Source organism: Chitinophaga ginsengisegetis (assembly GCF_900168065.1).
In the GTDB taxonomy this organism is placed as follows: domain Bacteria; phylum Bacteroidota; class Bacteroidia; order Chitinophagales; family Chitinophagaceae; genus Chitinophaga; species Chitinophaga ginsengisegetis.
This window is the reverse complement of the sequence record NZ_FUZZ01000001.1, coordinates 1,218,817-1,244,776: the sequence shown is the minus strand read 5'-3', so window position 1 is coordinate 1,244,776 and position 25,960 is coordinate 1,218,817. Positions and strand designations below refer to the sequence as shown.

General features: G+C 47.4%; 26 protein-coding genes. 15 read left to right on the top strand and 11 right to left on the bottom strand.

Annotated elements, in window-relative coordinates; translation table 11 throughout:
* Positions 1-29 precede the first annotated feature (29 nt).
* Positions 30-365, top strand: coding sequence for a hypothetical protein (locus B5Z18_RS04730; protein ID WP_079468237.1), 336 nt, complete (start codon positions 30-32; stop codon positions 363-365).
* Between the two features lie 36 nt (positions 366-401).
* On the top strand, positions 402-1,271 hold the full coding sequence (locus tag B5Z18_RS04725) for an AraC family transcriptional regulator (RefSeq protein WP_079468236.1): 870 nt from the start codon (positions 402-404) through the stop codon (positions 1,269-1,271).
* A 6-nt stretch (positions 1,272-1,277) separates the two neighbouring features.
* Here the strand turns inward: B5Z18_RS04725 and B5Z18_RS04720 are convergent, their stop codons facing one another.
* On the bottom strand, positions 1,278-3,536 hold the full coding sequence (locus B5Z18_RS04720; protein WP_079468235.1) for a M60 family metallopeptidase: 2,259 nt from the start codon (positions 3,534-3,536) through the stop codon (positions 1,278-1,280).
* 172 nt (positions 3,537-3,708) lie between these two features.
* Between B5Z18_RS04720 and B5Z18_RS04715 the strand changes: the two genes are divergently transcribed.
* A complete protein-coding gene (locus B5Z18_RS04715; RefSeq protein WP_079468234.1) occupies positions 3,709-4,269 on the top strand; it encodes a flavin reductase family protein in 561 nt (186 codons plus the stop codon).
* A 1-nt stretch (position 4,270) separates the two neighbouring features.
* Positions 4,271-5,866, top strand: a complete 1,596-nt coding sequence (locus tag B5Z18_RS04710; RefSeq protein WP_079468233.1) for a Na+/H+ antiporter — start codon at positions 4,271-4,273, stop codon at positions 5,864-5,866.
* 90 nt (positions 5,867-5,956) lie between these two features.
* Here B5Z18_RS04710 and B5Z18_RS04705 read toward each other — a convergent pair whose 3' ends face one another.
* Positions 5,957-6,382 carry an SWIB/MDM2 domain-containing protein gene (locus B5Z18_RS04705; protein WP_079468232.1) on the bottom strand — a complete coding sequence of 142 codons (426 nt, stop codon included), beginning with the start codon at positions 6,380-6,382 and terminating at the stop codon, positions 5,957-5,959.
* A 174-nt stretch (positions 6,383-6,556) separates the two neighbouring features.
* Between B5Z18_RS04705 and B5Z18_RS04700 the strand changes: the two genes are divergently transcribed.
* From B5Z18_RS04700 to B5Z18_RS04680, 5 genes are all read left to right on the top strand, one after another.
* Positions 6,557-7,072, top strand: a complete 516-nt coding sequence (locus B5Z18_RS04700) for a hypothetical protein (protein WP_079468231.1) — start codon at positions 6,557-6,559, stop codon at positions 7,070-7,072.
* 62 nt (positions 7,073-7,134) lie between these two features.
* Positions 7,135-8,013 (top strand): LytTR family DNA-binding domain-containing protein, encoded by an 879-nt coding sequence (locus tag B5Z18_RS04695; RefSeq protein WP_079468230.1) that lies wholly within the window; start codon positions 7,135-7,137, stop codon positions 8,011-8,013.
* Between the two features lie 137 nt (positions 8,014-8,150).
* On the top strand, positions 8,151-10,901 hold the full coding sequence (locus B5Z18_RS04690) for a TonB-dependent receptor (protein WP_079468229.1): 2,751 nt from the start codon (positions 8,151-8,153) through the stop codon (positions 10,899-10,901).
* 24 nt (positions 10,902-10,925) lie between these two features.
* The gene (locus B5Z18_RS04685; protein ID WP_079468228.1) at positions 10,926-12,197 is read left to right on the top strand and encodes a parallel beta-helix domain-containing protein; all 1,272 of its coding nucleotides are present in this window, start codon (positions 10,926-10,928) and stop codon (positions 12,195-12,197) included.
* 26 nt (positions 12,198-12,223) lie between these two features.
* The gene (locus tag B5Z18_RS04680) at positions 12,224-13,270 is read left to right on the top strand and encodes an SO2930 family diheme c-type cytochrome (protein ID WP_079468227.1); all 1,047 of its coding nucleotides are present in this window, start codon (positions 12,224-12,226) and stop codon (positions 13,268-13,270) included.
* Between the two features lie 13 nt (positions 13,271-13,283).
* Here B5Z18_RS04680 and B5Z18_RS04675 read toward each other — a convergent pair whose 3' ends face one another.
* Positions 13,284-13,754, bottom strand: coding sequence for a hypothetical protein (locus B5Z18_RS04675; RefSeq protein WP_133256216.1), 471 nt, complete (start codon positions 13,752-13,754; stop codon positions 13,284-13,286).
* Between the two features lie 115 nt (positions 13,755-13,869).
* Here B5Z18_RS04675 and B5Z18_RS04670 point away from each other — a divergent pair, with 115 nt between their 5' ends.
* Together B5Z18_RS04670 and B5Z18_RS04665 are read left to right on the top strand one after the other, a co-directional pair.
* Positions 13,870-14,841, top strand: a complete 972-nt coding sequence (locus B5Z18_RS04670) for a DUF6528 family protein (protein WP_079468225.1) — start codon at positions 13,870-13,872, stop codon at positions 14,839-14,841.
* 29 nt (positions 14,842-14,870) lie between these two features.
* Positions 14,871-16,202, top strand: coding sequence for a DEAD/DEAH box helicase (locus B5Z18_RS04665; protein ID WP_079468224.1), 1,332 nt, complete (start codon positions 14,871-14,873; stop codon positions 16,200-16,202).
* A 55-nt stretch (positions 16,203-16,257) separates the two neighbouring features.
* Here B5Z18_RS04665 and B5Z18_RS04660 read toward each other — a convergent pair whose 3' ends face one another.
* The 4 genes from B5Z18_RS04660 to B5Z18_RS04645 form a co-directional block, all read right to left on the bottom strand.
* Positions 16,258-16,911 (bottom strand): hypothetical protein, encoded by a 654-nt coding sequence (locus B5Z18_RS04660; RefSeq protein WP_079468223.1) that lies wholly within the window; start codon positions 16,909-16,911, stop codon positions 16,258-16,260.
* A gap of 20 nt (positions 16,912-16,931) precedes the next feature.
* Positions 16,932-17,438, bottom strand: a complete 507-nt coding sequence (locus tag B5Z18_RS04655) for a hypothetical protein (RefSeq protein ID WP_079468222.1) — start codon at positions 17,436-17,438, stop codon at positions 16,932-16,934.
* Positions 17,439-17,576: 138 nt separating this feature from the next.
* The gene (locus B5Z18_RS04650; RefSeq protein ID WP_079468221.1) at positions 17,577-18,578 is read right to left on the bottom strand and encodes an NADP-dependent oxidoreductase; all 1,002 of its coding nucleotides are present in this window, start codon (positions 18,576-18,578) and stop codon (positions 17,577-17,579) included.
* Positions 18,579-18,591: 13 nt separating this feature from the next.
* Positions 18,592-19,395: an SDR family NAD(P)-dependent oxidoreductase gene (locus B5Z18_RS04645; RefSeq protein ID WP_079468220.1), complete on the bottom strand. Its 804-nt coding sequence runs from the start codon at positions 19,393-19,395 to the stop codon at positions 18,592-18,594.
* A gap of 87 nt (positions 19,396-19,482) precedes the next feature.
* Between B5Z18_RS04645 and B5Z18_RS04640 the strand changes: the two genes are divergently transcribed.
* Complete coding sequence (locus B5Z18_RS04640; RefSeq protein ID WP_079468219.1) at positions 19,483-19,890, top strand: winged helix-turn-helix transcriptional regulator; 408 nt, start codon at positions 19,483-19,485, stop codon at positions 19,888-19,890.
* 70 nt (positions 19,891-19,960) lie between these two features.
* Here the strand turns inward: B5Z18_RS04640 and B5Z18_RS04635 are convergent, their stop codons facing one another.
* Positions 19,961-20,314 (bottom strand): hypothetical protein, encoded by a 354-nt coding sequence (locus B5Z18_RS04635; protein ID WP_079468218.1) that lies wholly within the window; start codon positions 20,312-20,314, stop codon positions 19,961-19,963.
* A 40-nt stretch (positions 20,315-20,354) separates the two neighbouring features.
* Here B5Z18_RS04635 and B5Z18_RS04630 point away from each other — a divergent pair, with 40 nt between their 5' ends.
* Positions 20,355-21,293 (top strand): helix-turn-helix domain-containing protein, encoded by a 939-nt coding sequence (locus B5Z18_RS04630; RefSeq protein ID WP_079468217.1) that lies wholly within the window; start codon positions 20,355-20,357, stop codon positions 21,291-21,293.
* 81 nt (positions 21,294-21,374) lie between these two features.
* Positions 21,375-22,094, top strand: coding sequence for an SDR family oxidoreductase (locus B5Z18_RS04625; RefSeq protein ID WP_079468216.1), 720 nt, complete (start codon positions 21,375-21,377; stop codon positions 22,092-22,094).
* A 5-nt stretch (positions 22,095-22,099) separates the two neighbouring features.
* Here the strand turns inward: B5Z18_RS04625 and B5Z18_RS04620 are convergent, their stop codons facing one another.
* From B5Z18_RS04620 to B5Z18_RS04610, 3 genes are read right to left on the bottom strand one after another with little or no spacing between them, the layout of a single operon-like run.
* On the bottom strand, positions 22,100-22,690 hold the full coding sequence (locus B5Z18_RS04620; RefSeq protein WP_079468215.1) for a TetR/AcrR family transcriptional regulator: 591 nt from the start codon (positions 22,688-22,690) through the stop codon (positions 22,100-22,102).
* Between the two features lie 49 nt (positions 22,691-22,739).
* On the bottom strand, positions 22,740-23,447 hold the full coding sequence (gene pepE / locus B5Z18_RS04615; protein ID WP_079468214.1) for a dipeptidase PepE: 708 nt from the start codon (positions 23,445-23,447) through the stop codon (positions 22,740-22,742).
* A 39-nt stretch (positions 23,448-23,486) separates the two neighbouring features.
* On the bottom strand, positions 23,487-24,020 hold the full coding sequence (locus B5Z18_RS04610; RefSeq protein WP_079468213.1) for a hypothetical protein: 534 nt from the start codon (positions 24,018-24,020) through the stop codon (positions 23,487-23,489).
* Positions 24,021-24,367: 347 nt separating this feature from the next.
* On the opposite strand from B5Z18_RS04610, the gene B5Z18_RS04605 reads away from it, so the two are divergent.
* Entirely contained in the window at positions 24,368-25,918 is a 1,551-nt protein-coding gene (locus tag B5Z18_RS04605; RefSeq protein WP_079468212.1) for an alpha-N-arabinofuranosidase, read from the top strand.
* The last annotated feature ends 42 nt before the right edge of the window (positions 25,919-25,960 follow it).

Below are 25,960 nucleotides of genomic sequence, written 5' to 3'. Positions count from 1 at the left end.
GAATACTATCCATATGGCTTTTGTGTATCATGCTTTTACAAAGCACCGGTAACTGCTGGATAGTAGCCGCATTTTATCTTAACAGGAACTATATCGCCTCCGAACTTTGTATCAACCGGTTCGACCTCATCCCGGTTTGTAAAGGCTCCTGCTTCCTGGAAAAGAAAATAAAAGAAAACGATAAACCCGAAAACACCACAGGCCTCCGGCTCAAAGAAATCACCCTCTTCTGCCAGCAATACGATCTTGCCCCGGTAAAACCCATATCACCGGAAAGCTTCGTCACCTTTTGCGATTACCAGTCGCCCTGCTTCCCTCAACTGCTTATCAGGCAGGTATTCCGGCCTCCCGCTACTATGGCGTAATTCCTCCTCTTACGTTCAACATCATTAAGCTACTACATGAGTATGAAATCCAGCGAAATAGCTGTGTTATCTGCTGACATGTTTGACACCGGTAATGATTTTTTCTGGATAGGCAGCCTCGGATGTATACCTGAAAAGTACCCGCTGCTGGAACAGCCCCACAGGCAAATGTTCTACATGCTGCTGTGCATCGAAAGCGCACACGGCACCGCGGTAATTGACGGCGCTGTTATCCGGCTGGATCATCCGAAAATCATTTGTGTGAAACCCGGCAGCATATGCAGCATACATATTAACAACACCGCCCGCGGTAACGTGATCTGCTTTACAGAAAGTTTTTTCTCCCTGAGATATAACAATAATGTACTGCTCAACTTTTCTTTCCTGAACAAGGAAAGCATACACGAAGTATGCCTGGAAGAAAACAAAGCAGCAGAATGGAACCAGATCACCCGGTTTATGCACCAGGAATTTTATGGCCGGGATAAAGGCGCCGGTAACGTGCTGCGGTCGTACCTGAATATCCTGCTTTGTAACCTCGACAGGCATTTCAACCCTTCCTCCGGAATTGAGCGGAAGAGTAATAAAGAAGAAAAACTGCGGCAGTTCAAATTGTTGCTGGAGGAGCATTTCATACAGCATAAAACCCCTTCCTTTTACGCGGGGCAATTAAATATCACCACCAACTACCTGAATAAACTGTGCAGGGAATACAACGGGCTTTCCAGCGGAGAGCTGATCCGCAAAAGGATCACGCTGGAAGCACAGCGCCTGCTGCACTACACCGGGTTGTCGGTGGCGGAAGTAGCCAAAGAACTGGAGTTTGAAAGCGCTTCGTATTTCGTCACCTTCTTTGGTAAAAATGCCGGCATGACACCCGAAAGTTTCCGGAGAAATCAACAGTAAAAATATTTACCGGAGTTCTTCCGGTAACCACGAGGGATAATTACTTACTGCTTTCTTCGCATTTTCAGTAACAGGTACCTGCCACTTTTCAAAGAAGAGGGAAAGATCTTTTTGCGTGGCGGCGCTGATGCACGTAAACCAGTAATCCCTTTTGTCTGCCTCTGATACAGGGTATTGTGAGGCGGGTAGTGACCGGTACTTTTTGAAGACTTCGGCAATCGGCTGCCACCCGAATTGTTCAATTATTTCGATGTACATTTTTAAGGCGAGAAACGGGTCTTCGCAAAATTTGTCGAAGCCGGGCTGGCCTTTCATGTAGTGCTTCACTTCATCAATAACGGCCTGCCTGCTGCTGATATTTTCATGATTATAAAGTCCTTTATGTAGTACCTGGTCGTATACGTACATGGTGTAGAGGTTTACCGTTACTTCTCCGAGCCCGTTGAAATCAATGCCCCAGAACTGGTGGCGGTGGCCCAGTTCATGAAAATGTCCCCAGGAGCCTTTGCTGCGGAGCTGCGCCTCATCCAGCATCAGGGTGCAGCTTTCATCGTCGGGTGCCACAATTTTATACGGCGCCGTGTACATATAACCGAATGCCACCTGTTGATCAATAATAATCCTTTCCGGATGAACCCTGTCGGGAGCAATATCCGCCAGCCTGGCATCAGCATCCATAACTTCATCCCAGAACTTCATGAGTTTTTCAGGGTCGTCCAGTTGACGGATACGATAGGAAGGCACTGTGAGAATAATTTTATCGGTGGCCAGTTCAGCCCACGGCCCGGGGTAGTTGCGGATGGTGTTTTTCCAGTCGGCCATACTGGTAACGCCCGATTTGAAGTAAGGACTTTTAACCGCTCCGTTTACCTGAACGTTAATTGTTGTCAGCGAAGTGGTGTCGGGCACCTTAATCATGAGCAGTCCTCCAAACGGGGAAAAAATAGTAGTAGTGGGTTTGTCCAGTTCAAAAGTTTTCGTCAGATTATCGTAATGGCGCACATAATAATCCATATGATTTAGATTGTCTTCATGTACGCCTATCTGCGCTTTCAGCTGTTGCGGAATACAGCCGGGGGAAATGGTAATAGTCACGGTATCGCCGGCAGCCACATATAAGCCGGTGCTGTGCCACCTGTAAAAAACGCCGTCCGGTTCCAGTAAACCCTGTGTGCCTTTTTTTATGGGGATCACTACCTGCTCATTCACTCTTTGAGCTGTTTTGCTCACTTCTCCGGGAAATATTCTGCTGGCAGGATGGATATACCCGGTGTCGGTATGTCGTTGCTGGCGTTGCATTTCCAGGTAGTTTTGCACATGGTAGGTGAACCGGTTTTTTATATCCTCTTTCCAGAGAGGATGTGCGGGAGATGGAATGATTGGCTCCTGCCGGTTTCCAAACATTGCCCTGATTTCATTTGATATAGCAGTGGTATCGGGGTTATTAAACAAATAGTTGGCGATGGTACTGCCGTAGCTGTCTGCTTCAGCAGCTGCGGGTATAAATCCGGGTGTTTTAAATGCGGCCAGTAAGGAAGAAATATTAACGTAAGCAGGAATGGAACTGGTCGTCAGCGTTCCTTTTTTATCTTCCGGTTTCAGCGTCGAGGTAACATGAAACATACCTGCTTTAATAAAAAGCTGGTTTAAGCCCATGTCAAAATAATTGATTTTCTGCTGGTTTAAAATGCTGTTAACAGGAGAACCAAATATTAAGGCGCCTCCTTTTCTTACAAATGCTTCCAGGTTATTTCTTTTAACGGTATCGGTAATTTCCTGCGTCAGGATAATAATGCCGGTTGACGGGTTGATACTAACGGTATCGGCTATATTTTTATATCCTTTCAGGAGATGTAAAAATGATGGAAGATCGCTGTTGCTGCCCCATACCTTGATGGTTTTGCTGTTGCTATTGGCAGCCCATGTAATTGAATTCCGCAGCAACTGCTGTATGTGCTTATCCTTTAACAGGGGCTTTTTAAAATATTGATCAGACCCTATAATCAGTATCCGGCCTTTATCCAGCCGGGAGCTGATGATAACAGGGAAGTGCTGCTTTGTTTCTTTTTCAGGCGCCGTGGCAATAACGGTTGGTTTTTCATTTAAAGGGATGGTGAAACTTGCATCATCCGGAGCCGCCGGCAGCATTACCAGGGGAACATTATTCAGCAGGCGCCTTGCATCGGTTTGCTGCGCCGGTAATGAATGATGGATGAAAAGAAGAAAGCCGGTGAAAATGACGGATATAAATGTCTTTGATGTCATGGGTTTATTAATAACAGGCGGATGCGCCTGCCTTCTAATTTAATAAGAATAAACACATCGGCGAAGATCTTCCTTTGCTTGATAGGATTAACGATCTTCCACCGCGGGTCAACAATGTGTGGCGGCCATTGTTGTGTATGATTATTGCAGCCCTGCATCCAAACAGCCTGTTATGAGAAGAGTTTACAAAAAGGCAGATTTGCCGGTAGCGGAGATCCGCAGATTCCTGGAACCCGGTCCCATTGTGCTGGTCAGTTCCCGCTGGAAAAACCATACCAACATCATGACGATGGGGTGGCATACCGTGATGGAGTTTTCCCCTTCGCTGATAGGGTGTATGATCACAGCCGCCAATCACAGTTATGAGATGATCCGGAAAAGCGGCGAGTGTGTGATCAATATTCCTACTGTTCACCTGGTAGAAGAGATCGTAGGGATTGGCAACACCACCGGCGCTCATTTGGATAAGTTCCGGAAATTCGGTCTTACGGAAGAGGAAGGAAACATCGTGAAAGCGCCGTTGATAAAGGAGTGTTATGCGAACTATGAATGCCGGGTGGCCGATACGCAACTCCTGAAAGGATACAATTTCTTTATCCTGGAAGTGGTGAGCGCCCGCGCGGCTGTTTATCCGAAGTACCCGAAAACGGTGCATTACAGGGGAGAAGGCATCTTTATGGTATCGGGAAAACATATTAACTTGAGAAAGAAATTTAAGAACCAGAATCTTTAGTATGCTCACTACCGTTATCCAACACATTTTACTGATCTTTTTTATTTTGGTCCTGGTGATGATTGCGCAGAAGCTGAAAATCGCTTATCCGATCATTCTCGTGCTCGGCGGACTGGGACTCAGCATGCTGAGGCTTTTTCCTTCCATTGAAATCAACCCTGAACTGATCCTGCTGATTTTCCTGCCGCCATTATTATATGAAGCGGCGTGGTATACTTCGTGGAAAGAGCTTTGGCGATGGCGGCGGGTGATCTCCATTTTTGCTTTTTTAATCGTGATTGTTACCTCCGGTGTAGTAGCGGTAGTATCGCATGCGCTGATCCCGGGATTTTCGCTGGCATTGGGCTTTGTGCTGGGCGGTATTGTATCGCCGCCGGATGCGGTATCTGCCACTACCATCCTGAAATACGTGAAAGTACCGAAGAGGATTTCCGCCATCCTGGAAGGGGAAAGCCTGATGAACGATGCTTCCAGTTTGATTGTGTTCACCTTTGCCAGAACGGCTGTAACCACCGGTGTATTTGTATTGCATGAAGCGGCAACGGGCTTTGTGGTGGCCATTGTGATGGGTATTGCCATTGGTTTGCTGGTGGCGTTGTTATATTACGCTGTTCACCGCTGGCTGCCTACAGGTACAGAGATGGATGTGATCCTGACCCTTACGGCGCCTTACGTAATGTATATTACAGCCGAATATTTTCATGGCTCCGGTGTACTGGCCGTTGTAAGCGGCGGATTGTTCCTCTCTTCCCGGAGCCAGCATATCCTGAGTTACCGTAGCCGGTTGCAGGGCGCCAATGTATGGGCCACGCTGGGATTTATGCTGAACGGACTGGTATTTATGCTCATCGGGCTGGAACTGCCTGTGATCATCAAAGAACTGGGTACTGTGAGCCTTTCGGAAGCAATTAAATACGGCGTTATTATCACCGTGGTGCTGATTGTGACCCGCCTGCTTTGTACGCTGTCGGCCTCCGCATTCACCGTTTTTATCAGCAGATATATCACTACTGCCGATAGCCGGCCGGGCTGGAAAGGCCCTGTTATCATAGGCTGGGCGGGCATGAGGGGAGTGGTGTCCCTGGCGGCGGCGTTATCCATCCCGGTATACATGGATAACGGCGCGCTTTTCCCGCAACGCAACCTGATCCTGTTCATCACCTTTACGGTGATCCTGCTTACACTGGTGGCGCAGGGGCTATCGTTGCCCTTCGTGATCAAATGGGTGGACATGGAGGACCCGGACAAACACCTTTCTGTGGAAGAACAGGAGCGGATTATCCGCGACCGGTTACTGGAAGGAAGCATCCGTTTCCTGGATAATCATTATCCTGAAGAGGTAAAGGCAAATCCCGCGCTGAAACAGCTGCGGGAAGACCTGGAGCATCGCAAAACCGTGTCCATGCACAATAAAATAGAAGGGGTGGACCATCTTTTATATAAGAAAGTATACCTGAAGATGTTGAATCACCAGCGCAGCGTATTGCACGAGCTAAACAAGGATCCTGCTACGGCGCATGAGCTGATCCGGAAGTATCATGAGCTGGTGGATATTGAAGAAGAGATCCTGAGAATGAAATATGAACCTGCTTCCTGAGTGGGGAGGGCATAAAATAACAACAGGGTGCTTCCGGTATTTAGCCGGAGGCGCCCTCTTATTGCCGGTTAACCTTACTTTGCCCGGTATTTATTTCACATGAACACTGATCACTTTGGCCAGGTCAAACATCGAGATCTGCTTCTTTCCGCCAAATAATTTATTCAGCTTATCATCTGCATTGATCATGCGTTTGTTGGCAGTATCCTGCAGATTGTGCTTCTTAATGTAATCCCATACTTTTTTTACGATCTCGGTTCTTGGCAATGCCGTGGTACCAATAACAGCGGCCAGTTCTGCAGAGGGTGTGAGCGGTTTTTTAAGACCGGAACCGGCAGAGCTGCCTGCTGCTTTTTTAGCGGCAGCTGGTTTTGTGGCGGCTGCTTTGGCTGGTGCTGCCTTCTTAGCGGGTGCTTTAGCTGCAGGTGCTTTGGCTGCAGGAGCCTTTGCAGCTGCTTTCTTTGCCGGTGCTTTTGCAGCAGCCGCTTTCTTGCCGGTAGTACTTTTGTTTGCCATTTTTCTTGTTTTAAGATGATATGATGCAGTTCCTTGAATGATTCCATCAGTTTTTCAGGCGGAACCGTTGGGGATATACGCCCCGTAACATCAACACATATGCCAGATTATTGAAAAGACCGCATTATTCACCGGTGGGCCTGCTTTTATATCACTTAATTGTATCTTTCCGGCATGAAAAGGAGTGATTACCTGCGGCAGGGAAAGTCTGAGAATTACCAGGATGCCGAAGCAAAGGGTTTATTGAAAGCCGGTGAAGTAGCAGTATTGCTGTCGAAGCAATTCAACACTAAGATATCGGCAAAGGAACTGAGCGTATTTTCCACAGAATGGCACCACGCCGGTGTTTTCAAGGGCGCAAAGAATGGCAGGTTGATCGGGCGAAAAGTTTATTTCTTTTCGGCAGCCGCTGTCAGTCACATCTCCCTGGATGCTATACTCGCCAACAGGAATAAGGCCGCAGAAAAACCGCTGCCGGACAACAGCCCCGTTCAGGGCTGGTATCCGCAGTTTTTTCGTATGACCGACCCCGTTACCCGCAGAACCTTCCCGAAGCCTTTCATCGGCATTTACAAAGGACCTGCGGCCAAAGCGCCTAAGGGTTTCAAGGCATTGCCGGACGACGCTTTTGCCACAGCCGAAAAGCTGCGGGGAAAAGAACTGAAGCCGGGAGAGGAGCCCCGGTTTTAACCTTCACTGCATCCGGATTCCGGCTTTTTTACTTAACTTAATTAAAGTAAATCATCCACTACATGAAAAGCTTGCCTACTTTGCCACTCATTTCCCGGTATACTGCAGAGCAACCCCGCTTTACGTTACTGGATTCCGTAGCCAACAGGATTTCCCTGATCGCATTCTGCAGCGTTTTCAGCTTCCTGTTCATGTATATCTTCCTGCCCTTTAATATTAATATGTGGTATGAAGGACAACAGTTATCCCTGATGGCATTGTTCCTCATATTTACCTTATGCGGGGTGGTAGTGCTTACCATCTCACAGTTTGGGCTGGCCCGGTTAAAATGGCGCCGCAAGCTCACCAACGCCACTTACCTCTGCTGGTTCCTGGGTGAAATTGTAGGCGTGGCCGTTATGGTTACCATTGTGGATGTAACCCTTACAGATACTTTTTTCCTTACCTGGGCGGAGTTTATCACCACCCTTCGTTATATCGCCCTTATTTTACCGCTGCCTTACTGCATTTCCCTCCTGTGGTTTTTTACCAGGGAGAAGATGGCCCAGCTCAAAAGCCTGGAAAAAGAACAGGTGATCAAAACCGGCGACCCCTGTATCCTGATCCGTGATGAACATGATAAACCCGTACTCACCCTGCACCCTGGGAAGTTACTGCTCATGAAAGCAGAAGATAACTATGTGCAGGTTTTTTATATCTCCGGAAATACAATCAGCAAAGAACTCATCAGAACGTCCCTGAAGAAACTGGAATCGTACCTGTCGCCCGATAATTTTGTGCGCGCACATCGCTCTTACCTGGTGAACATCTCCAAAGTGGTTCTTTTTAAGAAAAATACAAAAGGACATTACCTGGAATTGGAAGGTCTTCATGACATCAGTGTGCCGGTATCGGCTACCTGTTTAACCGCCTTCCAGGAAAGATTCGCCCCCACGTCCTGATTTTTACCCCCAATAGCCCCGGTTTCGCCCCAAAGTCAATGGTACCAATACTTTCAGTCCCGGTATTTTGGTAATATCGCTATGCCCATAAGGCGATAAAATGATACACAACCAAGCCATCTAAATCCCACCTGCCGATGTTAAGATCCATAATTATAAGTATGGTTTGCCTGTTTGGGGTATGCCTTACGGTTAATGCACAGATTGTGATTTCGGGCAACGTTCGTAACAGCGTTACCCAGGAAGTAGTGCCCGTTGTTTCCGTTACCATGAAGGAAGCACAGAACGGCGACTATACCAACGACCAGGGAAACTTCAAATTCTCCACCCGGAAAAATTATCCTGTTACCCTTATACTGTCATCGGTAGGCTTTGAAACAAAAGAAATCATCATTTCCGGTCCCGGCTTCCAGCGCATTGAGCTGTCGCCCGCATCGGTACTGGGAAAAGAAGTGGTGGTTTCTGCCAGCCGGTTTGTACAAAAGAAAATAGAATCCCCGGTTACCATTGAAAGGATCAGCAGCAAAGACATCATCAACTCCCCGCAGCCCAGCTACTATAATATGCTGCAGGGTCTCAAAGGCGTGGATGTTACCACCTCCAGCCTCCTGTTCACCACCATTACCACCCGCGGCTTCAATACCAGCGGTAACACCAACTTCACCCAGATTGTGGATGGAATGGACAACCAGGCGCCCGGCCTCAACTTCCCCATCGGCGCTATTATTGGCCTCACGGAACTGGATGTGGACAACCTCGAGGTGCTGTCCGGCGCCTCGTCTGCCTTGTATGGCTCCCGCGGCCTCAATGGCACAATGGTGATGACCGGCAAGGATCCGTTCAAATACCAGGGCCTCAGCGCGCAGATCACACAAGGGGTGAATCACGTTAAAAAAGGGAAGGCCAACGATCCGCTGGGGCCATCGCCTTACTACGACTGGACCGTGCGCTGGGGCAAAAAGGTAAATGACAAGTTCGCCTTTAAAATAAATGTGCAGTACACCCAGGCGAAAGACTGGATGGCGAACGATACCACCAACACCAATGGTCCCGGTGGCCCCAGGCAGGACCCTAACTATAACGGTGTAAATATTTACGGCAGCAAAACATCTGTAGACATCAACCCTTTCCTGGAAGGGGCCCTGGCGCAGGTGCCGGAACTGGAGCCTATCATTTCGCCCATGCTCGCGGAAGGCAGGCATATGGTAGCCCGCACCGGCTACCCCGAATACGGCTATCTGAGCAGCGATGCCAAAATGTTCAAAGCCAATGTGGAACTGCGTTATAAGATCAAACCGAAGCTGGAAGCCATCGTGTCCGGTACCTACGGGCAAGGCAACGCGGTATACAGCAATGATACCCGCTATGCACTCAAAGACTTCCACCTGGGACAATACCGCGCTGAATTAAAAGCAGAGCATTGGTTTGTACGGGCCTATACTTCCCGCGAAAATTCGGGTCGTACCATTATTGCCATGCCCACGGCGCAGCTGATCAACGAAGCCTGGAAGCCCAGCTACGACGGCAACACCGGCGATGGCTGGTACCCGCAGTATACCAGCGCTTTGCTCGAAGCCATGTCGCAGGGCCAAAGCTATATCGATGCCAGCAACCTGGCCAGGACATTCGCTGATCAGGGACGTCCCGACGCCGGCAGCGCGCAGTTCCTGCATCTGAAAGACAGTATCTCCAACATCCCCACCTCAAAAGGAGGTACCCTGTTCACCGATAAAAGCCGCCTGTTTAATGCAGAAACCCAGTATAATTTTACGCACCTGGTAAAATTTGCAGAGTTGATTGCAGGACTGAATTACCGTCTTTACCGGCTGGATTCCAAAGGCACCCTGTTCCCGGATAACGACAGCCCCATTGATGTGGCGGAGTACAGCGCATACGCCCATCTCACCAAAAAAGTAATCCGCGAAAAACTGAGCCTGGCGGCCGCCTTCCGGTACGATAAAAATACCTTGTTCGCCAAACCGCGTATCACCACCCGGGTATCTGCCGTGCTGGAAGTAAACAAGGAAAGCTTTATCCGCTTCTCGTACCAGAATGCGTATAGCTTCCCGTCTAATATCCAGTCGCTCCAAAGCACCCCGGTGGATTACAACAGCTTCGCTTCCGGCGGCTCCGACAGGCTGCTCAACGGCGTATACCAGTTTAATAAATACCCGGCCTATACGCTGGAAAGCGTGGATTCCTTCCAGCGCACAAAGAATCCCGCCGACCTGAAACAGTTTGCTTTGAATGACATTAAACCGCAGTCCGTAGATGCGTTCGAGTTAGGTTACTCGTCCCTTATCGCCGGCCGGGTGCTGATAGACGTGCTGGGTTATTATTCTACCTGGAAAAATTTCATCGGTTATGTAAATGTGGCCAACACCCCCGGTACGGCAGATCCCAATGCCTTCCTGGATCATGGCACCTATATCCAGTATAATATTGCGTACAATGGCGCGGAAAAAGTGAATACCTATGGCTATGCCGCCAGTGTGAGCGTGGATTTGTCGCATCACTTCCTCGCAAAGGTGAACTTCTCTTCCGACTTCCTGAAAAACAGGAATAACAGCCAGGTGAATAATTTCAATACGCCCAACTATAAATTCAACGTGGATTTTGGAAATACCGGCTTTGGTAAGAAGGAAAGATTCTCATTTAATACTACCTTCCGTTACAGACCGGCCTATTTCTACCAGATTGGTTTTGGCAGCGGTACGGTACCCGCCTCGGCAGTCATTGATGCACAGGTGAGCTACCGGCTCCTGCAGGCGCATTCCACGATTAAACTGGGTGGGGTAAATCTCACCAATACTTACTACAGAAATGGCTTTGGCAGCCCGGCCATCGGAGGTATGTACTACGTCACCTTCGCTTACAATGTTTTCTGATTTATCTAAATAAATATTCAAAATATGAAACGATATCCTATCTGTTTGTTATTGATTGCCCTGCTGGCAGCCTGCCAGGGTCCGGATGTACAGGAGAAAAGCGGGTATAAAACCCGGCTTCAGTTTGGTCCCGGCGAAGAAATAAAAATTGCAGAAGCCTTTCTGTCGCTGAAAGACAGCAGCAGTATCACCCTAAAAGAAGGGACATATAAATTTGATAACCTCAGCATTGCGCAGGTAAATCATATCCTGATCCAGGGCGCCGGTCCGGATAAAACCATCTTCGACTTTTCGGCTCAGAGCCAGGGTGGGGAAGGCATCCGGGTAACCGATGTAAAAGGCTTTACCATCGACGGCCTTACCCTGCGCGACTCCAAAGGGGATCTGATCAAGATTAATAAAAGCGAAAGGGTAGTGGTGACCAATGTACATGCCATCTGGTCCGTGTCCGACTCCACCAGCGGCGGATACGCCATTTATCCCGTGATGTGTAAAGATGTGCTGGTAGAAAACTGCTATGCCCAGGGCGCTTCCGACGCCGGCATCTATGTAGGACAAACCGACAGCGCCATCGTACGTAAATGCAAGGCATTTAAAAACGTAGCCGGTTGCGAAATAGAAAATACCTCGCATGCACAGGTGTACGATAATGAGTTTTGGGGCAATACCGCCGGCTTCCTCATTTTTGATTTGCCCGACCTGTCGAAACGCGGCGGCTTTGTAAAGGCATACAACAACTATATGCACGACAACAACGAAAAGAACTTTGCCAAATCCGGCAGCTTCGGTTCTACCTGGGGCGTGGGCAACGCCGCTCCCGGCAGTGGCGTGGTGATCCTCGCAGCGTCTGATATAGAGCTGTACAACAACCGCATCATCAATAATAACTCCAGCGCTATTTCTGTGGTATCCGGTTTTTTTATTGATGAAAAAGCAGGCGACAAAATCAATGATCATTATTTCCCGATTCCCCGCAATGTGCATATACATGACAACATCATGGAAGTGGGCGCCGCTTTCCCGCCGGCCGTATATGAGCATCATACCGGGAAGATCCTGGTGGGCATAGAACAGAAATTAAATGCAGATGATCCCGCGCGTAAAAATGCCCGCCTGCCTTTCATTACCTATGATGGTATTACCACCAACATTCTTACAAAAGGTACGGCTGTGAATCCTGATTCGCTCTGCATCCGGCAAACGGGGCCTAATTTATTTGTAAATGTGGATGCCATGAACATGACATCGAAAAACTGGAAGCCCAGTACCGATGTTGCGCCTTATGTATGTAAATAGTGTTTTTATTAAATTTTTTTAGGGAGATGAGGAAGTCTTGTTTATTGGTGATGTGTTTAATTTTATGGATTGCCGCCACGCAGAGCTGTCAGCAACGGTCTGCGCCCGCGGGTCCGTTCCAGTTTAAACAAAAATTATCTGAGTATGGATTTTTTACCGGCGCGCTCAAAGCCCTGCAGCCGCGTAAAGGCGTAGTGAATTATGAACTGGTGACGCCACTGTTCACCGACTATGCCGTAAAAGACCGCTTCATTGTATTACCGGAAGGAAAAACGGCAGGCTACACAGATCATGGCGCGCTCGATTTTCCGGATTCTACTTTTATCATTAAAAACTTTGCGTATACCAACCCGGCGCATGAAAAGATCATGATAGAAACGCGCCTGCTGTTCAAAGATCCGGCAGACCAGCAGTGGAAAGTGATGAACTATCTCTGGAACAACAATCAGCAGGACGCAGAGAAATGGATCCTGGGAAAAAAGATCCCTATCACTTTCCTGGACGACAACGGGCATCAGCAATCTACCCTGTACCAGATGCCTAACACCAATGATTGTAAACGCTGTCATATTAATAACAGTGTGCTTACGCCTATTGGTCCTAAAGCGCGCAATCTTAATTTTGTGCGCCACGGGCAAACGCAGAACCAGCTGCAGCAATGGGCCGCCAATGGTTTGCTGGCGGGAATGCCTTCACTGGATAAGGTACCGCAGCTGCCCGATTGGAAGGATAGTATTCATTACACCGTGAATGAACGTGCCCGTGCTTATCTTGACGTAAACTGCGCGCACTGTCACACCAAAGGTGGCGATGCATTCAATACCGGTTTATTCCTGGAATATGAACAAACTACCCCGGATCATCTTGGCATAATGAAGTCGCCCGTTTCTGCGGGTGGTGGCGCCGGCGGACTGGATTACGACGTGATCCCCGGCGACCCGTTGCATTCTATTTTGGCTTACCGCATGAATAGTGTGGAACCGGGTACTGCTATGCCGGAACTGGCGCGTACAGTGGTGCATACGGAAGGAGTGGAGTTGATCCGGCAATGGATCGCGGAGATGAAGAAATAGGAGGAATGGCGCGTTATTTACACGCGCCTTCCACCAATGGGATATTATCAAATTTCAGCGCTTCATTCCGGGTATTGAACACCGGTAATCCCTGGTGGTCGATACTGTCGGGTAACGCCTCATATGCTTCGTGGTCGGATATTTTGAAGATCACCTGGCGGGAGCTTTCCACGCCTTCGCTGAAGAAAACATATTTTCCGCGAACGATGCCGTTGCTGATAAGGCCATTAAATTCACCGGTATTTTTATCTTTTTCAAAATAATTATATACCAGTGTGCCGGTAGCTACGCTGTCGTGCATCGTTAACCTGAGCTGGATGGTATCCCTGCCGAGTACTTTTTCGAAGCAATGGTTGGATTTCTCTTTTTCCACCACCGGTGGTAATGAATCTTTTACAACGTTGGTTTGCTGCTGCTGGCCCTGTTGTTGGCAGGATGCAAAGATACCTGCGCCAAGCGCCAGTAATATGTAAGGTGTTTTCATATGTTGAAAGTAAGAAAAATGGGGCAATTGCATGCCGGGAGATCCTTTTTATTCCCCGGAAAAAATTGTAATTATGTGGCGCCACAGCCAAACGTGGTGATATATCTTACTAACAATGAAGAAAAGAAGATCCTTTTTGGCCGCCATGATTTGTTTGCTGGCCGCCGCCGCTTCCGGCAAAAGCAGTATTGCCCCGGCGGGAAATAACCCGGATACATCTGTAGCGGCATGTAATCAATGCATGGTTATAGCGGAGCAGTCGCAGCACCGGATTGTAATAGCAGCAATGCCTTCCGGCACGGTGATCTGGGAATGGAAGCCGGAAAACTCCAATGTACAGCCGGCGCATGTAAAATGGTTCAGCAATCCCAGCGACGCCAAAATGGTATATAACAACGAATATGTGCTAATGAATGCCTCTGGCGGCGGCGTGGCGCTGATCAGGGTAGCAGATAAGAAAACGGTGTTTTATGCTTATGCAGGCGGTAATACCCATTCTGTTGAGCTGTTGCCGGATGGTAATATAGTGAGCGCTTCCAGCACCGGTAACTACCTGATGGTGTTTAAAACAGATACCGTTCATTTCCCCGATAACGTATATACGAAAAAAATACCTATTGATTTCGGGCATAATGTGGTGTGGGATGCGAAGCAGCAAAGACTCTGGTCTGCCGCCAGGGAACATATGCATTCATTCAGGTATAACTTCAACTGCAATGCGCCGGACCTGGTACAGGATACTGTTTTTTCCCTTCCCGGAACAGAAGCACATGATCTCTTTCCGGTATATGGCGAAAATAAGCTATGGCTGACCAACACCACCAACGTATATAAATTTGATGTTATTACCCAAAAGCTCACGAAGGCAGATGTGTTGCAGGACAACATTAAATGCGTTTCATCCGCCGGGGATGGCCTTCCCACCATTGTGATCCGGCCAAAAGAATCCTGGTGGACGGATGAGGTGCTGGATGCCAAAGGTAAGCGGCTGTTTATCCAAAAGGGCTGGAAGATCTACAAAGCCAGGTGGGTAGTCCGCAATACATTCAGTTATCCGGCGGGCGATCCGATGCATTTGTGCAGGTAAAACCCGTTAATCTTCGTACTTTTGCGGCAATGCAAAAAGAAAAATACTCATTAGGTAATATTCTTACCAATCTAAAGATCGATTCACTCAATGAAATGCAGCAGGCATCAGTGGACGCAAACAAGCATCACAATGATGTTATCCTGTTGTCGGCTACGGGTTCCGGTAAAACGCTGGCATTCCTGCTGCCCATCCTGGAGAACCTCGATCCAGCCAATAAAAATACCCAGGCCCTGATCGTGGTGCCCTCCCGTGAGCTGGCCTTACAGATAGAGAAAGTGTTCAAATTGATGGGCACCGGCTATAAGATCACCGCCTGCTATGGCGGACACCTGAGGGAAACAGAAGAGAACAACCTGATACAGCCACCGGCAGTGATTGTAGGTACCCCCGGCCGCCTGGGAGACCACATCCGCAGGGAGAATATCACCACCGCAGCTATTGAAACGCTGGTACTCGACGAATTTGATAAAACCCTGGAACTAGGGTTCCAGGAGGAAGTGTCTTTCATTATTGAATCACTCCCCAATATCAAAAAACGGATATTGACTTCCGCCACAGAATCAGTGGACATCCCTGATTTCCTGGCGCTGGAAAACCCGGAGAAGCTGGACTTCCTCCCGGAAGAAGGCACTCCCGCCGCCCGTTTAACGATCAAGGAAGTGTTGTCGCCGGAAAATGATAAGGTGGAAACCCTTTTCCGCCTCATCTGCTACCTGGGCAACCGCTCTACCATTGTGTTCTGCAATCACCGCGAAGCAGTGGAACGCACCAGTAAAATGCTGTCTGAAAAAAGTATTATCAATACTTTCTATCATGGCGCTATGGAGCAGCAGGAACGTGATGCGGCCCTCTGCAAGTTCCGTAACGGGTCTGTAAACGTATTGGTCACTACCGATCTGGCCGCCCGTGGTCTTGATATTCCGAATATCCGTTATATCGTGCATTTCCACCTGCCACATACGGAAGACAGCTGGACACACCGTAACGGCCGTACCGCCAGGATGGAAGCCAGTGGCACAGCGATCCTTATCCTGTCGCCCGATGAAAAACGGATGCCTTACCTCGCGGATGAAGTGGTAGAAAACATCGAACTGCCCGCTACTTCCACCATCCCGGACAAACCCAAATGGACAACTATTTTTATCGCCGCCGGTAAAAAGGATAAAGTGAATAAAGTGGATATCGTGGGCTTCCTGTCAAAACAGGCACATCTTAAAAAAGAAGATATCGGTTTAATTGAAGTAAAAGATTTCTTCTCCTTTGTAGCAGTGGTGAAATCGAAAGTACAGAATACGCTGGAGATGATTAAGAATGAGAAGATCAAGAATAAGAAAGTGAAGATTGATATAGCGAGATAAGAGATATAAATAATTCAAAGAGGGCGTCTCAGGAACATTGAGACGCCTTCTTTAGTTAAAACGCTTCCTTCAATACCGGTACACTTAGTCCGTTAAAAGCCAGTACCGCAAATTTGCCGTCATTCTCCTTTGTTACAGCAGTTAAAGCGGCAGTGGAAAACTGCTTCTGATATACCTGCTCGCCTGCTGTAAAGCCGGTTGGCAGCGGTACCGCCACCGAATTGGTATCTGCAAACTTTACGCTGAACAGGCGATCTATTTCCTTCTTATACGATGCCGCCTCCGGTTCATGGTCGATATTAAATATCCTATCGGCGATCGCATCAATAAATGTGGGGTCGTGGCGCTTGCTGCCGGTGGTATAAATGCAATAGTAAATGCCGTTGGTATCGTTGCCATATATCTTCTTCGCTACACAAACCGGTACGGACGCAATATTATTTATCACCTGCTGTTTTGCACTTTTCTGGATAAGGGCAATGGCTATTATGGAAAGCAATATCAGGGCGCCACAAACCAGTGTATAGGTGGAGTAGCTGCTGTCGGTTTTAGAAAGGTCGTAAAAAAAATAGAGTGCAAACGCACTGAAAATTAACACCACTACGGGCAGGAATACAATTTTATTTTGTCCCCAGCTGCCTGCTGCTGCGTAATTTTTTTTCACTGCTGAATCTTGCTCAAGATCATGCAGCATTTGTGTAGTTATCATTAGCTGATCATTTACATGGGTTAGAAGCTGGTATTCCAATATACATCACTGACATTATCCCCTTTTTGTGTTGTGGGTTGCAGTATTACCTCAAAACGGTCCCCTTCGTCTCCGGGAACAAACATTTGCCGTACCGTGCAGTGATACCTTCCCGGCGTCAGCGTAATATACAGATCTGCATTTAGCTTATCCGGAATTACGCAATCTTCAAATTGTGCTGCCATAGTAAGGTCTGTATAATTCGTCAGATACAACCTGCCATCCGTTACTACAATGGAACTTTCAAATTGCCGGAATGCATCTTTCCCGGAGGCGGACTCCAGGAATTCAACCGTCCAATCCCCACCTCCCGGTGAAGTTTCCCAAACGATCAGTGTTTCATCGTTAATCGCCTGCGTAAAATGACGGAATAACTGACCCAGTTCCCAGTCGTTGTCAACAAAGGAATGATAAGCAGTGGCATTGACAATCCCAATAAAACCATCTTCATCGCCTATACGAAATTCACGTGCCGTTGTTTCGAACATTACTAACGATTTAAAGGTTAACATTCGCTCAAATATAACAGCAGCCGGTTACAAAAACAATGGTTGGGGTGAACTGGATAAATTTGCCGGGAGGCTGGCAGCGTTGCCGCTAAATTTATTGAGGGCTTAAAAGTAATTTCAGATAACCTTGATGACAACCTTACCTTTTGCGCGCCCGCTCTCGACATAGGTTAATGCTTCGTTTGTTTTCTCAAATGGAAAGACCTTATCGACAACAGGATTAATGAACCCGGCGTCAATAAGCGCTGTTATCTTGCTTAGCTGGCTACCTTCTGCCCGCATAAAAAGGAAAGAATAATCTACGCCCAGGCGTTTTGCTTTCCTGCGTACGCCAGAGCTCAGCAGCCCCATGACTATCTTCAGCGGCCAGCCCAGCCGGAATTCTTTGGCAAAAGCAGGGTCAGGAGGGCCGGATATCGAGATCAGCTTTCCGCCTGGTTTGAGTATCCGGAGGGATTTTTCGAGTGTTTGGGTATCCTGGCTGTTCAGCACCACATCATAATCGCGGAGAATGGTTTCAAAATCTTCCGTTTTATAATCAATTACTACATCTGCACCAAGTGCTTTCACCCATGCTACGTTTGCGGTACCGGTTGTGGTAGCCACAGTGGCGCCAATGTATTTCGCCAATTGAATGGCAATGGTACCCACACCACCGGAGCCTGCCTGGATGAAAACTTTCTGCCCTTTTTTCAGGTTTGCTTTTTCAACAAGCGCCTGCCAGGCCGTTAAGGCCACAAGGGGGATCGATGCCGCTTCTTCCCAGGTGAGCTTTTGGGGTTTAAGCGCCACATCGGCTTCATTGATGGCAATCAGCTCCGCAAAAGTACCGATGTGATGATCTGCCGGCCGTGCATATACTTCATCGCCCACTTTAAAATGGCTGACTTTAGCGCCTGTTTTGATGATCACACCCGCTACATCATGTCCTGAAACAAGCGGCATTTTGTAGGGTAGAATAAGTTTGAATTCACCATTTTTGATTTTTGAATCCAATAGGTTCACACTGGCGGAATATACCTGAATCAGCACGTCATTTTCTTTTACAACGGGTTCCGCGATTTCATGCAGGTGCAATTGTTCTTTCTTGCCGTAGCGATGTATAATAAATGCTTTCATCGTTTTTTAAATTTTATTGTGCACCATTCACTCTTTTCAAAATGGTATTTTCAAAAACGCTGTAGGCAAAACGTTGCAGCGTAAGAATAACAGAAGAACCTTTACCTACAGGAGAGCTGAATTTCGGATCTTCTTCATTCATAATTTTCAACACTGTATTTACAACTGGCTCAGGCCCGGCTGCTTTATCAAATTCTTTTTTTGTGTACGCATCCATTTTCTGCCGGAACACATCATAATCGCTAATTCCCCCATTTGATGCAATCGCGTTTTCTCCAATGTTGGTTTTGAACCCCATAGGTTCGACCATACTTACTTTGATGTTAAATTGATTCAGTTCAAATCGCAGTGATTTGAAATATCCTTCCAGGGCATGCTTAGAAGCGGAGTAGTAAGCAACATTAGGAAGCCCGATTAAGCCAAGAAAAGAGCCAATGGTAATTATTTTGCCCTGCTTCTGCTTCCTGAAATAAGGGAGCAATTCATTGGTGAGCTTAACAGTTCCCCAAAAATTTGTTTCCAGTTGCTGTTTTCCCAATTCTACAGAAGTTTCTTCGGCGAGCCCTGTTACCAAATATCCGGCATTATTAATTAATACATCTAACTGATTGATTTCACTGAACAGCTGCCTGGCAAAAGATGCGATGGAATGATCGTCCGCAATATCCAATGGCAATAGCTTAAAAGGCAGTGTGGCTTTATATTTATCCGGATTGCGGCTTGTTCCGATTACGTGGTAGCCGCTTTCGTGAAGCTTATTGGCAATGAGGAGGCCAAAACCCGAAGAAGCCCCTGTCACTAAAATTGTTTGTTTCATTTTATGTTGTTTTGTAACTTTACTTGCATTTTGCAAGTGTAAAGATAGTAATTACTTGCAAAATGCAAGTGTTTTTAAAATATTTTTATGTCTAAAGTCAAAAAAAGGTCGGATTGCCCGGTTAGTTGTTCCCTGGATATATGGGGAGATAAGTGGTCGCTATTGATTGTCAGGGACTTACTATTTGCAAAAGAGTGCACTTACGGAGACTTTTTAAAGTCCGGGGAAGGGATAGCTACTAATATTTTAGCCGCCAGGTTACTGGCACTGGAAGAAAACAAGATTATTGAGAAATTGGCACACCCGGATAGTAAAGCCAAAGTGCTCTATCGGTTAACGCGAAAAGGGATCGATTTACTTCCTGTAATGATTGAAATAAATTTATGGGCAGAAAAATATTTTTCTATCCCGGAAGATAGAAAAGCGCTGTTGAAAGAGGTGAAAAAGGATAAGGCAGGATTTATTAAAGCAACGATTAAAGAACTGGAGCGTTGATATTGCTAATGTGCTCCGGTTATGCTAACATAAAGAAAGAATGCTGATATGAGCGTCAAAACCGCGCCTTTCATTTCGCATCCTTATAATACCGCTGCGTCACTTCAATCGCTCCCACAATATTATCATTAAACTCCTCCAGCTCCTCCGCCGGTACCCACAGTTCATTGTGAATGTCGCCGCCTACATTTTCAATGTTATACCTTTTCAGGAAATCACTGTTCACGGAAAATTTAGTGACAAAGCCCGATCCATACGCCGGCACATTCCATTCCACGGATATCTGGATGGCATACGCTTCATTCATCACGGGGTAAAAAATGGGCTGGTCCGGTCTTCTGGGCGGAAAGCGTTTCCAGCCGGATTGTTCAATCAAAACCAGTTCATCTGGTCCTACCGGGCGATACAGGGTGGTTAACTCCATTGGTAATATTTATCTATTTTTAAAGAACGAATATAGGCAAATGGCAAGGAAAACCAAGCTCAACAAACCGGAAATACCGCAGTATGTATTGAACGATTTCCGCCATCTTCACCGGGAGGAGGCAGATACTTCCAGTTTTGGTTATAATAACCTGGAACGGGAGAAAAAGATTGCGGGCATGGAAATTTACTCCAGTGAAGGATTGCGGTCGGCAGTGGGACCTTTGAAATCCGACTTTTACCGGATCAGTATTACGCTCAGGGGCAGCGTGGATGTGCAGCTGGGACTGGAACAGTTTAAACACCGGCCCGGCACATTGAGCTTTACTTTTCCGGGGCAGGTGTTCAGTAAAAGCAATATCAGTGCAGATACTTTCGGCTATTATATTTTGTTTAATGCAGATTTTCTGCAGGAAATTATCCCGGTAGATAAAATTCCGGAAGAGTTTCCCTTCTTCGATTATGCAGGCGTGCCCTTTATACAATTGCAGGAGGCGGAAATAACAGCGGTGGCGGACTTTTGTGGTAAGATCAATGAAGAACTGCAACATCACCGGCCGGGATGTGAGAAAGCGATCAGGATGTATCTCTATTTATTACTGCTGGAAGTAAAAAGAAGTTATGTGGCACAGCAACTCCATTTAACGGCTACGGATACACGAAGCACTTACCTGGTGCCCCGGTTTAAGAAGCTGGTCAGCCAGCATTTTCTCTCTAAAAAAAGAGTAGCAGATTATGCCGCATTGCTGGGTGTAACGCCTAATCATCTTAACCGTATGGTGAAAGAGGTAACGGGCCACACGGCTTCTGATGCTATTGCAGAAATGCTGGTGCAGGAGGCGAAAGCGGTGTTACGGTATACGGATACTTCGGTGGCAGAAATCTCTTACCAGCTCAATTTCAGCGACCCGGCAGGGTTTAACCGCTTCTTCCGGGAGCAGACCGGGCAAACGCCGCTGGCATTCCGTAAAAATGCATGATCGGGTTAATACGATGCATCATTCCGGTAACAGTGAACGGCATATTATACCCCAACTTTGTGGGTATAAAACAGCAATAACATGTCGGACTCATTTGAAAGTAAAAAAGTAATTATTGCCGGTGGCTCCTCCGGAATAGGATTGGCTACCGCCGCAATACTGGTAAAAGAAAAAGCGAATGTAACCGTTACCGGCCGAGCTGCTGCAAAGCTCGCAGCAGCAGCAAAAGAAAACCCCGGTATTCAAACAGCGGCGCTGGACAGCAACAACCGGAAAGAACTGGATGAATTTTTTCATTCGCAGGGCAATTTTGACCACCTGGTGATTGCGTTGAGCGGCGCCAAAGGCGCCGGTAATTTTGCGGACCTGTCGTTACAGGACCTGCGCGATGGCTTTGAAGGCAAGTTCTGGCCGCAGCTGAACACGCTCCAGGCGGCGTTGCCTTACGTGAATAAAGGTGGCAGCATTACATTGATCACCGCTATTTCGGCTATCAGCAAGGCGCCGGGCGTATCCGGACTGGCAGCTATCAATGGCGCCCTGGAACTGATGATTCCTTCTATTGCCAAAGAAATACAACCGTTACGCATAAACGCTGTTTCACCGGGTGTGGTAAATACGGCATGGTGGGACTTCCTCCCGGCAGATGCCAAAGCAGCCACCTTTCAGCAGTATGCGTCTCAATTGCCTGTTGGCAGGGTAGGAGAGCCTGAAGAAGTAGCAGATACTATTCTTTTCCTGATGCGTAATGGTAATATAACGGGAACGGTAATACGTTGCGATGGCGGATTGAGTTTGTAATTTCCTTACGCCCGCAGTGCCCTCATGGTGCGCTGAAAGGTTAGCAGCAACAACTCATCAGTCAGTGAAAAAGGAACGCCGGACATCGCCGAGTTATCAAGATGGAATTTAACAAGGGTATAGAACGGGCCATAGGCAATGGCCCAGAATACTTCCGGCGGCAGGTTCACTATTTGGCCTTTCTCTGCTGCATTTGCCACAAACCGCTGCATTGCCTTTTTGAAAGCAATTTCCGGTGCATCGTCCTGCCTTTTGATCAGGGGGGAGTTACGGAACTGTTCTGAGAAATGGTAATGCAGCGGATTGCTTAGTACATATTCATACCTGTTTTTCCATTGCAGCCATAAACCTGCTTCAAAGTCCATGTCGGGGTCAAACCCTTTCAGGCTATGTTGCACAAAATTTTCCACTACTGCCGTATATAACTGGTTCAGCAGATCTTCACGGTTCCGGAAATAGATATAGATGGTAGACACAGAAATGTTGGCCGCCTTGGCCAGTTTATGCATGCTCAGGCCATCAAAGCCTTCATGAACAATCATTTCTATGGCCTTTTCCCGGATGGTCCATTCTTTATTGTCGTCTTTTGCGCGCATGGCGCAAAGATAAAAGAATGATTGTTCTTTTAAAGGGTCGCCCCGATTTTTATTTCAGATGGATCAGGGAGCTGCCTGCGGGTAGTTCGTAAGGGTCTTTACCAGCTTCAAAGATCCTGGCACTCAGCGTGCCTTTAAGGGTTAACGTATCGCCCTGTGCATAGATCCAGCTGCCTTCTCTCAGCCCAAGTACCGGCGTGGTATTTTGGGTATGGTATTCCCTGATACGCGTTTCACGGGTTTCGCCCATATGCTGTGAGCCGGGCTGCGGGTCCAGGTAGTGTGGGTTAAGATTGAAAGGGATTAGTCCCATTGTTTCAAAACTGGGAGGGTACACAATGGGCATGTCGTTGGTATTTTGCATGGTTACTCCCCCGATGTTGCTGCCGGCGCTGCATCCCATATAGGGGGCGCCGTTGTTCACTGCATCGCGGAGTACAGGCATCAGCCCCTGTTCATGTAATTGCTTTACCAGCAGGAAGGTGTTACCGCCTCCTGTAAAAAATCCTCTGGCATTTTTAATAGCTGCTGCCGGATCATCAAAGGTATGGAGGCCGCGCACGCGGATGCCCATCTCTCCAAAAGCTTCCGCCGCTCTGCTGGTATAATCGTCGTGGGAAATACCGCCCGGACGGGCAAACGGAACAAACACAATTTCTTCCACTCCTGCATACAATGCCCTCATGGCGGGTTGCAGATACGCCAGGTAGGCCTCTCCAAACAACGTGGACGTACTCGCCAGTATAAAATGCCTCATAGTAAAAAAATTAAGCAAAGGTAATTCTTCCGGCTAAATTTACTTCCCGTCATGTTCCTCCTCATGTTCCAGGAACAAATACCGGCAGTTTTCTGCGGAGCAGCTATAAGAATAGCTATGGTGGCGGTTATACAAACGAAACCAGGAACCGGCATTAATGATATACTGGTAGGTATCGCCGTTAATCATTACCTGTCCCCTTACCTCACATTCCATTGTACTGTACAGGTAGTGGATCACAGTATTCTCTGCCGGCTGGCTGTTACGGAAAATCTTTTCAATATCAGGATTACTGAGCCTCCAGGTATTACACTGTTGTATGTATTCAGGGTACCTGGTGCCGGTTACCGTTTTTGTGGCCGTGAGTATACGTATTTCGGCGTCGGCGGGTATAAACATACTGTCTTCTTCAATGTCCACAGGCCGCGAACCGGCCGGCATAATCATATGTTGTTCTGCCGGCAGCGCAACAGTATCTGCTGTTAGTGTTTTTTTTCCGGGAGATGGGGAATGCACACAGCCCGCTAATAATAACAAACAAAGGGACAAGAGTTCCAGGTTGGTGAATGGCATAAGAATGGATTGTGCAGATTTTTACGCAAATATCGAAATTCCGGTGTGAATTGGAAAGCCGCCGTAGTAAATTAATAACGGCAATATTGCTGGTTGGACCGGCGGGCGCTAACGTTCGGCCAAACCATCCATCCCAATTATAATACCCGGTGGTAAATCCGCACTATCTTGATGAGTTCCATCTTTCCAGGAAAAATATTTACCAGGTAAAATAAGCCATAGATCGGCCTTTTGTTGCCTTTAAATGTTTTTTTTACTGTTTTAATTGTAAATGTGACAATTATTTTGTTCTTTTGAATTATCGCAGCAAAACAGTGCTGTTATACCGGATTTTTTAAAACCTCGTTATGAAAAAACAATATCGTTATATCCGTACGGGTATCCTGGGCCTGTTGCTTTCCACGCAAACAACACAAGCGCAAAATACAGTTACCTTTCGTCCGGATGCGCCAACTCAAGTTATCAACCGCAATATCTATGGTCATTTTGCGGAGCACCTGGGAAATTGCATCTATGGTGGTTTTTATGTGGGTGATACTTCCCATATCCCCAATACCAACGGGGTACGCAAAGACGTGATCGCGGCGTTGCGTAAGATGAAAATACCCAATCTCCGCTGGCCGGGTGGCTGCTTCGCAGATACCTACCATTGGAAAGACGGGATAGGGGCGAAAGATAAAAGACCTGCCATTGTAAATACCTGGTGGGGAAATGTAACGGAAGATAATAGTTTTGGTACGCACGACTTCCTCAACATGTGCGAGGAACTGGGAGCAGAGCCTTACCTGTCCGGTAACGTGGGTAGCGGTACTGCGCAGGAGCTGGCCGACTGGGTGCAGTATACCAACTTCGCCGGTAAAAGTCCGATGTCTGACCTGCGTCAGCAAAACGGCCGTAAAGAGCCGTGGAAGGTACGCTACTGGGGTGTAGGCAATGAAGCCTGGGGCTGTGGCGGTAATATGCGTCCTGAATACTATGCGGATCTTTACCGCAAGTTTGCCACCTTCATGCAAAGCGACTGGAAAAATGCGCCTCTCTTTCGTATTGCTTCCGGCGCCAGCGATGGGGATTACAACTGGACGGAAGTACTCATGAAAAACATCCCTGCAAATTTACTCGATGGCGTTGCCCTTCACCATTACTCTACGGTGGATTGGAACCATAAAGGCGATGCGGTTGATTTTACGGAGAAACAATATTTCGCTACCATGAAATCTGCCCTGCTGATGGACACCTTAATCAGCAAGCATACAGCGATCATGGATAAATATGATCCGAAGAAAAAGATAGCGCTCCTGGTAGACGAATGGGGCGGATGGTATAACGTGGAGGGGGGAACGAATCCCGGCTTCCTGTTCCAGCAGAACACCATGCGCGATGCGATGATTGCCGGCGCTACGCTGAACATCTTTAATAATCACTCCGACCGCGTGCGTATGGCCAACCTCGCACAGGCCATTAATGTTCTGCAATCTGTTATTCTTACCAAAGGAGATCAGATGGTACTCACACCTACTTATTATGTAATGGAGATGTATAACGTACACCAGGATGCTACACTCATCCCGGTAGATATTCACTCCAACGACTATACGTTTGAAAACGAAAAGCTGCCGGCAGTTTCTGCTTCTGCTTCCAAAGATAAAAATGGCATCACGCATATCTCCCTCGTGAATATTGATGCCCATAAAACACAGGAAGTAACGCTGGACACCCGCAGCCAGGCATATAAAGCCATCAGCGGTAAACTGCTGGCCTCTGCCAAGTTGCAGAACTATAACAGCTTTACAAAGCCGGATAATATTAAACCGGTGGATTTTAAAGGCGCTACGCTAAAAAATAATACGGTCAGCGTAAAACTGCCCCCTTATTCAGTAGTAGTGCTGGAGTTAAAGTAACGAATAACGGCGTGGTGGATTGACTGAACTGGAATCCAGTCA